We start from the raw sequence: 12520 nt of genomic DNA on the forward strand, positions 1-12520 counted from the left end.
TCCCCTCGTTTACCTTCAAACCTTCGTCGTCAATCTTCAGTACAGCCAGCGATAGCGCAGGCCGACCTCGGTCAGCGGCGTCCCGCTGGTGCGGGCCGCGGTGTCGTGCGAGATATACAGCGCCAGGTGGTCGTTGCCGAACACCGAGCCGGCCACGCCCGCCTGCCCGTGGAAGTTGTGCCCGGCGCGCGAGTCGTACAGCGCACCCACCTCCGCGAATGGCCGCCACTTGCGCGTGTATTCGGCAAGCAGGTCGGTGCCGAAGCCGAACAGCACGCCGGTCTGCGTGAAGCTCTGCGGCATATAGAACGCCGTGTTTGCCTCGTCGTCATCGGCCGGCATCAGCCGCTGCAGGGCCGGCGTCAGCGTGCCGCTGTTGCGGGTGTAGATGCCGCGCGTGGCCACGGCGCGTACCGTGTAGTCGGGATACTGCGTGCGGATGCGGTAGCCCGCCTCCACGTCGAACAGCAGGCCATGGCCCAGCGCGCTGCGGTCCTGGCCATAGAAATGGCTGTACTCGAAGCGCCCGCTGATGAACTCGCGCAGGCCCAGCCGCCACGTGGCGCCGGCGCCCAGCACATCCTTCATGCCGCCCACGCGCAGTTGCGACGACTCGTCGGCCGGCTGGTTGTAGCCCGCCAGCGTCGTGAACGACACCCGGCTTTCCATATTCCACTGGCCGGTCATGCGCGCAGTGGTGAAGCTTTCCAGGCCATCACGGCGGCCCACACCAAACAGCCAGCGCTTCTGGGAGTCGCGGTAGTCCAGCGTCAGCTCGGCGCGGCGGTCGCCGGCCGGCACGTTGGCCAGCTGGGTCGGATCGGTGCTGCGCTGGTCGCGGAACACGCCGCGCAGGCCCACCGCGTAGCCATCCCACAGCCGGGCGCCGGCGCCCAGGCTGTACTCGAAGTATTCGAGCGGCTTCTGGTGCTGGAAGGTCACGCGCGGCTCGATGGCCTGCGCGTTGAACAGCAGCGCATCCTGCAGGGTCTCCTGCAGGGTGTCGTCGGTGCGGGCCAGCTCCTGGGTCTCGAACGCCTGCGTCTGCGCGGCCGAGATGCGGTCAAGCTGGCGATTGGCCTCGATCTGGTTCGCCACGGGCACGCGGCCCGCCTGACGCTCCATGATGCGGTCCAGTGCATTCATGTCGTTGTTGTCGAGCGCGATCGACACTTCGGCATAGGCCGGGCGCTGGAGCGTCTTGACGTACTGCCGCGCCAGCCACGCGCGGGCCAGCTCGTTCGACTCCGACGACATCGCCCAGGCCAGCGCCACCTCGCGGCTGGCGGCCGAGATCAGGCTCTGGCGCCGGCGCTCGCGCTCGGTCAGCTCGGCGGGCGGCGCCACCACCAGCGGCGGCAAACCCGGCACGTTGCCAAGCTTCGAAGCCCCCGTGACGGCCGGCGACTCACCCGGCGACTGACGGCGTGCGGCCACTTCCGCGCGGTCGCGGCGCAGCATTTCTATCACCAGATTGCGCGAGACATCGCCCGATGCAAATATCTGGCCCAGTGCCACGGTCTGGCGGCGCAGGTCCGCGCGCGCCGGGGCGCCCTGCGCGTTTTCCTCGTCCTCGGGGTCGCTGGCCGCGTCGTCCTCCTCACCGGCGTGCGGCACCTCGGCGCCCTTCTGCCCCGCCGGAGACCACGCGTGATGGAGGTCGATCCACGCCTGCTTGCGGATGCGCCATGCCATCTGCGTCTGGCCGATGGCCTCGTACGCATCGGCCATCAGGCCCAGCCAGAGCGGATCGGCGCTCTTGCCCATCTGGATCTTGTGCAGGTAGTGCAGCGCGGTGCGCCCGTCCTGGAAGCGCATGGCGCCGGCGGCATAGGCGCCCCACAGGCCGGGATCGTCCTCGGCCTCGGGCTTCAGCCGCTGCATCACGGCGCGCACTTCGCTGTCCGTCCCCATGTCGACCAGCGCCCACAGCAGGGCGGCAAAGGTCTCGCTGTCCGCATCGGACTGGCCTACCGCGTGGCGCAGGTCGGCCAGCGCGTGCTCGCGGTCGCCGGTCAGGCGCCAGTACTCGGCGCGACGCATCAGGAACGTCGCCGAGCCTTCGGCGTCGCGCTTCTGCTCGGGCGTGAGGCTGGCAAACAGCCGTTCCACGCGCACGTAGGCATGGGCGCGCGTGTAGTAATAGATGGCGAGTTCGAGCTGCTCGCGCTTGCCGCTCTTGCGCCAGCCGGCCTCGGCAATCCGGCCCGCATCGATGGGCGTCGTGTCGTAGTACTGGATCAGGTTCGAGAAATCGGCTTCCTCGGTATCGCGCACCTCGGCCAGGCAGTCGTTGCGGGCAGCGCCGGGCGGCATTGCCATGCAATGGTCGTCGTGCGTGTTGCCAACCGCGATCATCATCTGGCGGTAGCCGTCCGTGAGCAGGTCATCGCGCTGCGTCAGGCGCGCCAGCTCGGTGTAGGTGCGCCAGTACAGCAGGTCGCGCGGGCCGGCCTTGGCGCGGGCCGGCAGCAGCGCGTCCATGGCCTGCGTCAGGCGGCCATTCACATAGAGCATGTTGGCGCGCTTGAGCGCGTACTCGGGCTGCGCGCCGAAGCGCTGCTGCAGCTGGCCATACAGTTCGAAGGCGCGGCTGTCGCGGCCGGCGCGCTCGGCCAGCTGCGCGTTGCGCTCCATCACCGCGCGGCCGTGCGGGCCGCTGCTCAGGGAATCGAGGAAGGCCATGCCGGCCTCGGGCTCGCCGAGGCGTTCGTAGGCGGCCACCACCTCGTCGATGGTCTTCAGGTCCCCGCTGCCGGCACGGTGCCGCAGCGCCGCCAGATAGGCGCGGTCGTCGGACAGCCCCGGCGCCAGCCGCATGACGTTGTTCCACGCACGTTCGTCGTTGGTGGCCTGGGCGTACTGGAGCCAGCTTTGCAGCGCGATCATCGGCTGGCGGTTCCATTCGGCCACCTGTGCCAGCCGCTCGCGCCAGACCGGCTCGTTCGGCAGCTTCTGCACGGCGGTCTGCGCCACGCGCTGCGCCTGGTCGAGCTTGCCGGCGGCCAGGAACACGCGATAAGCGAGATCGTAGTCGTCCGGATTGAACGCCTTGCCGTCTTTGGCCGCCGCAGCCGCCACCTCGGCCTTGGCCGCCGCCTGGGCGTCGGCCTGCGAGAGGTTGCCGGTGTCCGCCACGTGGCGCACGCCGAGTTCGCCGGCTGCCGCCAGCCGCTCGCGCAGCGCCACGCCGCGCGGGCCGTCGAGGAACACCACCTCGCGGGCCAGCCACGGTTCGGTGTCGGAGACGCGCCGGAGATGGGCCTGCGCGAGCAGTGTCGCGCCCATCGGCTTGTTGGCCGACAGCTTCAGCAGCCGCTCGACGTACTTCGCCGCCAGCTCGGGCTTGCCCGCCGCCAGCGCCAGTTTTGTCAGGTAGCGCAGCACCTCGGCATCATCGAGCAGCTTGCCGCCCCGGTGCTCGGCTTCCGCCAGCGCCTCGTCGAGCAGGTTGCCCGATTGCAGCGTCTGCAGCGCCTGGAGGAACAGCGTGCGCTGCTCGTACAGGTTCTTGGCGCGCGCCTGCGCGTCGAACAGCGCCTGGGCGGAGTCACGATAGTTGCCGCCGGCCAGCGCGATGCCGGCCAGTTGCTTGTTGTAGAAGTCCGCGTTGCCGGGGTCGCGCACGGCCAGTTCGCGGAACAGCTTGCCGGCCGGGTCCGCCGCGCCGATCTGGCGCGACTGCGTGGCCAGCGCCTGCAGATCCGCGAGCGACCACTTGCGCATCTGCGCCGGCGTGGTGGCGTCCTTCAGCAGGTCGTTCATGGTCGCCAGCCGCTGCGCGCGCTCGGGCGTCTCCGGCAGCGCCGCGTAGGCGCGCTGCTGGGAGATCTCGATCCGCGTGCGCAGGATCGGGCCGCTCAGGTCCGCGCCCTGCACCGCCTGCATGCGGGCGAGCATGGCCTCGGCGTCATCGAGCCGGCCGCTGCGGGCGTACTGCTCCGCCAGCACGCCCATGAAGCTGGTGTCGTTGGGGGCCACGCGCGACCATGCCTCGAGGTAGGCCACGGTCAGGCCATCGACGGTGCGGCCCTGGCCGAGCAGGCGCTCGCGCAGCGTTTCACGCGGGAACATCAGCGCCAGCCCCACCCCCACCATGGCGGTGAAAGTCAGGACCAGCGCGGGCGGCAACAGCCGCTCGCGTTCAGCCGGCGCAGCGGACTTCGACTTGTTGCTGGACATGGATCGGATCATTCACCGCGGGGGTATCGATTCGCAGCGTGTTGCGCTCGCGCATACCGGCCACGGGCTTGCCGTCGACCGTCACACTGCACTGGCCGGCATTGGCCAGCCGGAAGAAAGGCTTGTAGTAGCCGCTGAAACGGAAGCGCGTGACCTGGCCATCGCGCTGCCAGTCGCGCACCAGGCCGTTGGCCTCGGGGATCTCGGGCACGGCGAGCGTGGCGGCCGGCACGATCTGGAAGCGCGCATTGCCGCCATCGAGGTGCACGTAGGTGCCGCCGCCCGGCGCCGGCGACGAACCGGTCACGCCGCGCGCGGTGGCCACGTCCGGCACGCCCGTGCCGTTCCAGCGCAGGTTGCGCAGGTTGCCATCGCCGCGCACCACCCAGGCCCCGGCGGCCGGCGCGCCCATCTCACCACTCTCACCATTCGCGCGCTCGCCCAGCTCGCGCGCCACGGCCATGCCCTGCCAGTCGATGACCTTGAGCACGTAGTCGGTGGAATGCATCGGCAGCAGCGGCTGCGTGAGCACGTAGTCATAGACCTTGCGCAGCGCCCGCAGGGACGCCACCTTGGTGCCCGAATAGCTGTGGTAGTAGATGTTCACGGCCTTGAAGCGGTACGGCTTCTCGGTCAGCTCGTAGGTTTCGATTACGCGCTCGAAGCCGTAGAACGGGCCATGCCACAGGTTGGTGTAGATGTTCTCGTTCTGGTTGGTGGCAAACACCTGGAAGGTGTTGTCGGCCTTGTGGATGCCCAGCGGCGCAATCGCGGTCCAGCTGGGGTTGCTGCGCGTGATCATGGTGTCGCCACCATTCATGTTCAGCACGCCAGCCTGCTCGGTCAGCTTGAGCGCCTCGGGCGGGGCCTGGCAGTCGCCGGGCCACAGCACCATCTTCACCGGCTTGCCCGGGGGCGCCAGCACCCTGTTGATGTAGTCGATCGACCCGCCGATCTCGCGGTTCAGGTCCATCTTGTAGCCGGGAATCGCCAGGTGATAGGCCTCGTCACCCTCCTGGATGCGGGCATCACTCTCGTGGCCGGGCACGGTACGGCCCCACTCGAACGGGTGCGAGTAGGTGTGGCTGGCCACTTCCACGTACGGCTGCGCGAAGATCTTGCGGGCAATCGGCTCCAGTTCCGCCGTCAGCTTCGGGTACATGCCCGACTTGCCCACTTCGCCTTCGATCACCGACATGGTCATCGGCAGGCGGTATTTGTCGAAGATCTCGCGGAACAGCACCTCGCCCGAGAAGCCCCCGCCAGGAATTTCAGCCTTGGAGGCAAAGCCGTCGCCATCGATATGGATGGTCAGCAGGCGGCGGCCGCTCTCCGTGGTGGAATCCGGGACGGGCATCTGCGGCAGGCGCAGCGCCTCGCGCAGGAACTGGAGCGGCTGGATGATCCAGCGGTCCTGGTCGGTGGCCGCGTTCTGGCGCACCGCGTAAGGCCCTGTGACGTATCCGCCCCATGGCGTGATGGCCGCGGCATCATAGGTCAGCGTGCCCGAGCGCATGCGCAGCAGCGACCGCGTGTTGGCCGCGCCCTCCTGCACCTGCACCGGCACCGCTTCCGAGCGGTCCGGGGCGACCGGCATCTCGAAACCCAGCATCGGGTCCTTCGACACGATCGACACCGGCCCGGAGACGCGGCCCTTCACCGGCTTGAGCCCCAGCGTACGCGCCAGCGAGCCGGCCACGGGGGCGCCGAAGCCGTTCATGAAGACCACGGGCACGCCCTGGGCCATCTGCTTCTCCACCCAGGCCAGGAAGCGGCCGGGCTGCTGGGTGAAATAGCCGTTGGACCAGACCACCACGCCCGCATAGCGGTCCGGGCCGATCTCGGGCAGCGGATCGCGCGTCTCGGCGAAATCCACCCGGTAGCCCAGGTAGTTGATCGGCATGGAGACGAAACGCACGCCCTCGGTGTTGTCGATGGCCACGCCGGGCTCGCTCTCCTGCACCACCAGCACGCGGCGCGGCATGACCTCGATCTGGCCGACGCCCACGGTCTGCAGGCCGGAATCGGTCACGTACGGCGTGATGCCGAGCGCGCGGATGCGGCGCGCGGTGTCGCGGGCGCAGCGGCGGTCGGCCGGCGGGCAGTAATCGATGGAAATCACCGGCAGCTTGTACTGCTCGCGGATGACGCGGGCCTGCGCCAGCAGCCAGTCGCGGTCCTGCTGGCTGACCTCGGTATAGCGGCCCTGCGCCTGGTTCCAGCCCCGGAACAGCGATTCGAACACCACGCCGTAGACCAGGCCGTGTACCTGCGGCAGGATCTCAAAGCCCCGGTTGAACAGCAGCCGGGCCTCGGGGTAACGGGCCTTGATGGCCTGGATCACGCGCACCATGCCGGCTTCCTGCCGGGCGCGCTCGGCATCGGTCTTGGCTACCAGGTGATAGGAGTCGAGCGTATCGAGGAAGAAGCCGCGATAGCCGCGCTCCCACAGCGGGGCGATGACCTTGTCCACATAGAATGCCGGCCAGCCGTCGGCGGCCTGGTCAACCACGCGTGCCTGCCAGGCGTCATTGCTGCCGACCAGCCAATTTTTGGGGATGTCCTGGAAGTAGGCCCGGCTGGGCAGCACCTCGCCCAGGCTGACGTAGGCGAACCACGCTGTCTGCGGCGTGGCGGCGCGGCGCGGATCGAAGCCGCTGTCGGGCTCCACCACGGCCACGTCGAAGGCCTGCAGGGCATCCACGGGCGGCTTGCTGCCATAGTGGAAGGCGACGTTGGGCGCTGCCGGCTGGGCCAGATCGGCCGCCGGCTGGGCCTGAACCGCCGTCGAAGGCGTCAGCGTGGCAAGCACCACGCCGAGCGCGGACGCCAGTACCGCCACGACCGCCATGGCGCGCTGCCATGTGGCGGCGGCCCGCGACGGCGCCTGGCTGGCATCGCCGGCATTGCCGAAAAGTCCCCGGATTGAACGTTGCACTTGCTTCACTGGCTGTTATCCGCTTCTTCTGTTATGCCTTGGGCGCGCCGTTGGCGGCGCTGCCCGCGCGATGCCCGTCCCCGTGGCCATTGATACGGGATTTTCCCTAATGTGCCGGGCAAGGGGCGATGCTAGGGCATTCGCTGGGAATGGATTGTGAAAAATTGTGGCGGGTGTCCGTCCAACCCGGATGCGGGCCGACATGGACCGAGGCGGGCCGACGCTGCGACGCGCGCACGGCACGTCCGGTCGGCCAGGCTATGGCTCGAATGACATGAAAATCCCCGTTCTTCGTTCAAATCGCGCCTTGGGCGCGCGCGCCGCCCGATGTCCGGGCGCCGCTGTTTTGTATTGGCCGCCATTGTCGTGGCATCGTCCGCCAAATGCCATAGTCCATATGGAGTACAGGAGTTTGAAGCATTGCGCGCCGGCGCCGGCCGCACTGACGCACGGCCGGACTGCCGCACTGCCGGGCGGAACGGAATCGCGCGAATTCGTACCGACTATCGATACTCGCTATGCTGATATAGCTGTCTTATCATCGCGTAAGCCCTTCAGATGTCAGACAAAACCGCTTTCGATGTAGAAAACTCTAATATCTGCTGTTTGCATGCCGAAATACCGTTAGGGGGTTAGTCCGATTGACACGCGAAAAAAAACCGGCAGAATGGGTCCTCGCATGCGCACTGCCCTCAAACGAGTTTTTCGACGCGGGGTGTTGCGAAGATCATGCCTCGTCGGGCGATTGCGCTCATCTGAAATTCAAGGTTGGATAGAAATATGGAAACCGGTACCGTTAAGTGGTTCAACGACGCCAAGGGCTTCGGCTTCATCACCCCGGACGCAGGCGGCAACGACCTGTTCGCGCATTTCTCGGCAATTGAAGGCAATGGCTTCAAGTCGCTGAAGGAAGGCCAGAAGGTCCGCTACGTCAAGGCAATGGGCCAGAAGGGCGAACAGGCCACGAAGATTCAGGCAGTTTGATTACCGCCTGAAGCGCCCGGCAATATCTTGCCTGGGAAGCCCCGCCTCCGGCGGGGCTTTCTGCTTTTTGCAGTCTTGATAATGTATGGCTTTGGGGACGTTTCCCCGGGGCATGTGTCCGGGTTCTCGTTTACCCATACTCACATACCCATATTCCGTGTCACCGGAATGACCGCGCGCCAATCCGGGACAAGCATCATCGATCAGGCATCGGTCAGGCCGCGATGGCCTTGATTTCCATATATTCAGCGAGCCCATAGCTGCCGAACTCGCGGCCATTGCCGGAGCGCTTGTAGCCGCCGAACGGCGCGCCGCTGTGCGGCTGGGCACCGTTGATACGGACCATGCCAGCCTGCAGGCGCCCCGCCACGCGCCGTGCCCGCGCCGGATCGCCCGACCAGACATAGGCAGCCAGACCGTATTCGGTGTCATTGGCGATGGCAATCGCCTCTTCCTCCGAGTCATACGGGAGAATCGCCAGCACCGGGCCGAAGATCTCCTCGCGCGCCACGGTGGCGTCGTTGCGGATGTTGGCGAAGATGGTCGGCCGCACGAAATAGCCTGACGCCAGCCCCTCGGGCCGGCCAACACCCCCCGCCACGACCTGCCCGCCCTCCTCGATGCCGATGCCGATCAGGCGCTGGACCTTCTCGAACTGCGCCCGGTTGGCCATCGAGCCGACCTTGCTCTCCGGCAGCGTCGGGTCACCCACCTTCAGCGCGGCAACCGTGGCCGCCGCAATGGCCACGACCTGCTCGTGCAGATGGCGCGGCACCAGCATCCGCGTGGGCGCCACGCAGGTCTGGCCGGAGTTGATCATGCAGCTGACCACGCCATCCGAGACCGCCGCGCGCAGGTCCGCATCGTCCAGAATCACGTTGGCCGACTTGCCGCCCAGCTCCTGGAGCACACGCTTGACCGTGCCGGCCGCCGCCGCCGCCACCTCGATCCCGGCCCGCGTGGAGCCGGTGATCGAGATCACGTCCACGTCGCCATGGCGCGACAGCGCAGCGCCGACCGTCGGCCCATCGCCGTAGACCATATTGAAGACACCCGCCGGCACCTCGGCTGCGTGCACGATCTCGGCGAAGATCCGCGCATCGAGTGGCGCCAGCTCCGAAGGCTTCAGCACCACCGTGCACCCCGCCGCCAGCGCCGAGCCCACCTTGGTGGCAATCGTCGTGACCGGCCAGTTCCACGGCGTGATCAGCGCCGCCACGCCAATCGGCTCGCTGACGACCTCGGTGCCGCCAAGCTGCCGCGTGAAATCCGCTTCCTTCAGCGCGGCCAGCGCGGACTCCAGCATCTGCAGGCCCAACGGCGCCTGCTTGACCTTGCACAGCCATTGCGGCGCGCCGATCTCGTGGTGGATGGCCAGCGCGATGTCGTCCATGCGCGCCTTGTACAGCGCGATCAGCCGCGACAGCACGTCCACGCGGGTTTCGCGGGTGGTGGCCGACCAGGCCGGGAAGGCCGCCCGGGCCGCCGCCACGGCGGCATCGACATCGGCCGCGCCGCCCATGGCCACGCGGCCAATCACTGCCTCGGTGGCCGGATTGACGATGTCGAGGCGGCCGGCGCCCGCGGCTGGCGCCACCCACTGGCCGCCGATATAGAACTGGTCGAGCTGATACATGCGCTGTGTCTCCCTGAGGGTTGGACTTCGGGTATTTGAAACGAGGATGCCCGGCTCACTGCTCGCAGGTAGCGAGCTTGCGGGCCGCGACGATGGCTTCGTAGCGGCTGGTGACCTGCAGCTTGACGAAGATCTTCTTGAGGTTCCACTTGACCGTCTGCACGCTGATGTTCAGCGTCAGCGCAATGCGCTTGTTCGACATGGACTGCTCGAGCAGCGCGAGCACCTCCTGTTCGCGCCGGGTGAGCCCCGGCGTGGCGGCGATGGTGCGCACCGGCGCGGCAGGTGCCTGCGGGAGTGAAGCAAGCGTGGGCACCGCGGCCACGGCCAGCGCCGGGGCACTCCCCGCCTCGCCCAGCCGCGCGCGCACATGCTCGACCAGCGCCGCGCCACCATGCGCGGCGGCGCGCACCAGCATCGGGTGCAGGCCGGCGCCCTCCTCGATCAGGGTGCGATGGAGCCCGAGCCGGTAGCACGTTGCCACGGCCGATTGCGCGCAACCCTGGGCCTGTGCGCTGCGGCCCAGTGCTTCGAGCGCGCGGGCTTGCAGCAGGTCGGCCACGGCCTGCAGTCGCTCGCAACCGCGCGCCGCGGCGAACCGCCGCAGCGTCTCCAGCGCCGACAGTGCCTCCTGCGGGGCGTCCTGCGCCAGCGCCAGCCGTGCCCGCGACAATGCCGCCGCCGCGCCAATCTCCACATCGTGGATGCCGTCGCCCGGATGCCGTGCGGCGTAGCCGTCGAGCACCGCCTGCAGGGCCTGCGCATGCCGGCGGTCGCCATAGGACAGCACCAGCCGCTGCTGTTCGGCGACCATGGCAACCACACCGCGATCCATGCCGGTGGCGCGGAAATGCGCCTCCGCGCGCGTGAAGTAGGCGAGCGCGTCCTGCGGCGGCTCGCGCAGGGCCTGGATGCGGCCGAAGACGCGCGCGGCGCCCACCTTCAGTTCCGCCGAGGCCCCGCGCAAGCGCATCCGGCATGCGGCCAGCGCCGCGTACGCCTCGTCCAGACGGTCAAGTTCGAACCAGGCCTGCGCCACCACGCCGGCGCAAAGGGTCGCGCAGAGCGCCCCGCTGCCGTGGATAGTCCGCGCGCGGCGCAGGGCAGTGGCGCCGATGCGCTCCGCCTCGAGCGCGTTGCCTTCGCGCATCGCCACGTTAGCCGCTGCCGCCGCCGCCACAAGGGCCAGTTCGCCACGGCCGGTTCGCGTGGCGCGTGCCGCCGGGGCGCTGTAGAGGCAGCGCGCGGCCAGATGATGGCCCTGCGCCGAAAGCCAGTGCAGGCGCACCGCCAGTTCAATATCCTCCAGCCCGCCCGGCAGCGACGGTGCCGGGATCGATTCCAACCCCTGCAAGGCGGCCTGCGCGGCGGGTTCATCATCGCCATGAGTGGCCAGCACGGCGCGCAGCAGCAACCGATGCCGCAACTCGACGGGGTCTTCGGCCAGGCCATCGGCATCCGCGGTGGTCTCCAGACGTGTCAGCCACCGTTCGGCAAGGTCCATGCGCGCGGTCAGCGCGGCCGCCCACGCACCCATGCGCAGCAGCCGCGGATGGGCCGCCATACGATGGCCGCCCACGCTTTCGGTCCAGCGCGCCACCACGCCGAGGTGCGCCAGCGAATGCGCCGGCGGCAGCCCGCCATCGACCAACTGCGTGGCAAGCTCCAGGTCGTCGCACAGCGCGGCGCTGCGCATCGCATCGGCGAATCGCCCCTGCTGCACGAACCATAGCGCCGCGCGGCGGTGGAGCGGTTTCGGGTCGATGCCCGCCCGCCCCCGGCGCTTGTCCAGGTAGGCGGCGAACATCGGATGGAAGCGATACCACGCCTGATCGTCGCGACGGTCCACGCGCCGCAGGAACACGTGGCGCCCGAGAATCTCGTCGATCAAGGTTGCTGCATCGTCGCGGCTGGTGACGAACGCCGCGAGGTCAGCCTGGAAGCTGCGCAGCACCGACACATGCAGCATAAAGTCGAGCAGGCAGGCCGGCAGTTCGTCGATGACCTCCTCCGACAGGTAGGCCTCCAGGTTGCCGTTGTCGCCGGCACCCATCCGGGCGGGCACATCGCCTGGGCTATCGCAGGCGGCGTCACGCGTGCGGCCGGCCAGCCGCACGCCCACCGGCCAGCCTTCGGTAATCTCGTGCACCTGCCGCGCCACTTCGGCATTGGCCGGCACGCCCGCGCGCGCGGTCAGGAAGGCCGCCGTCTCGTCGAAGTCGAACGTCAGCTCGGCCCCGTCGATTTCCACGAATTCCTCCATGGCCCGCAGCCGCCCAAGCCGCAGCGCGGGCACGGTGCGCGAGGCGATCACCAGATGCAGTCCGGGCAGGATGGCGTCGATCAGCGCCTGCACCAGCGCCAGCGTGGCGGGGTCCTGCACATGATGGAAGTCGTCGATCATCAGGTAGACATCGGCCGGCGTGCGCGCCAGCACTTCCAGCAGCGAGGCGATCAGGGCCTCCCCGCCCCCCTCGCCCGCCTCGATGGCAAGGCCCGCGTGCCCGAGCGCGCCGGCCAGGATGCCCCGGAACGTCGGCAACGCCCCGTCCTGCATCGCCAGCGTGAGCCAGGCCACGCGCGCGCCGGCCCTGTCGAGCCGCTGGCGCCACTGCGCCATCAGCGTGGTCTTGCCAAAGCCGGCGCCGCCCGTGAGCAGCACCAGCTTGCGGTCGCTGGCGGCCTGCAGCCGGCCGATCAGCCGCTCGCGCGAGATCGCGTCGCTCGCCGGGCGCGGCGGCACGATCTTGGGCAGGATGCACGGAGACGCGACCATCGAG

At 68.7% G+C, this 12520-nt stretch carries 5 protein-coding genes; 1 reads left to right on the forward strand and 4 read right to left on the reverse strand.

Annotated features, from left to right (window positions below; all coding sequences use genetic code 11):
• Positions 1 to 36: 36 nt before the first annotated feature.
• Complete coding sequence (locus tag KHO18_RS16430) at positions 37 to 4182, reverse strand: tetratricopeptide repeat protein (RefSeq protein ID WP_211943564.1); 4146 nt, start codon at positions 4180 to 4182, stop codon at positions 37 to 39.
• The gene (locus tag KHO18_RS16435) at positions 4145 to 7033 is read right to left on the reverse strand and encodes a bifunctional glycoside hydrolase 114/ polysaccharide deacetylase family protein (protein WP_144197159.1); all 2889 of its coding nucleotides are present in this window, start codon (positions 7031 to 7033) and stop codon (positions 4145 to 4147) included. Before KHO18_RS16435 ends, KHO18_RS16430 begins: the two co-directional genes overlap by 38 nt.
• 867 nt (positions 7034 to 7900) lie before the next feature.
• Between KHO18_RS16435 and KHO18_RS16440 the strand changes: the two genes are divergently transcribed.
• Positions 7901 to 8104, forward strand: coding sequence for a cold-shock protein (locus KHO18_RS16440; protein ID WP_039009350.1), 204 nt, complete (start codon positions 7901 to 7903; stop codon positions 8102 to 8104).
• 214 nt (positions 8105 to 8318) lie between these two features.
• Here KHO18_RS16440 and KHO18_RS16445 read toward each other — a convergent pair whose 3' ends face one another.
• A complete protein-coding gene (locus KHO18_RS16445) occupies positions 8319 to 9740 on the reverse strand; it encodes an aldehyde dehydrogenase family protein (protein ID WP_144196933.1) in 1422 nt (473 codons plus the stop codon).
• Positions 9741 to 9795: 55 nt separating this feature from the next.
• The gene (locus tag KHO18_RS16450) at positions 9796 to 12516 is read right to left on the reverse strand and encodes a LuxR C-terminal-related transcriptional regulator (protein WP_211943565.1); all 2721 of its coding nucleotides are present in this window, start codon (positions 12514 to 12516) and stop codon (positions 9796 to 9798) included.
• Between the last annotated feature and the right edge of the window lie 4 nt (positions 12517 to 12520).

Source organism: Cupriavidus campinensis (assembly GCF_905397395.1).
In the GTDB taxonomy this organism is placed as follows: domain Bacteria; phylum Pseudomonadota; class Gammaproteobacteria; order Burkholderiales; family Burkholderiaceae; genus Cupriavidus; species Cupriavidus campinensis.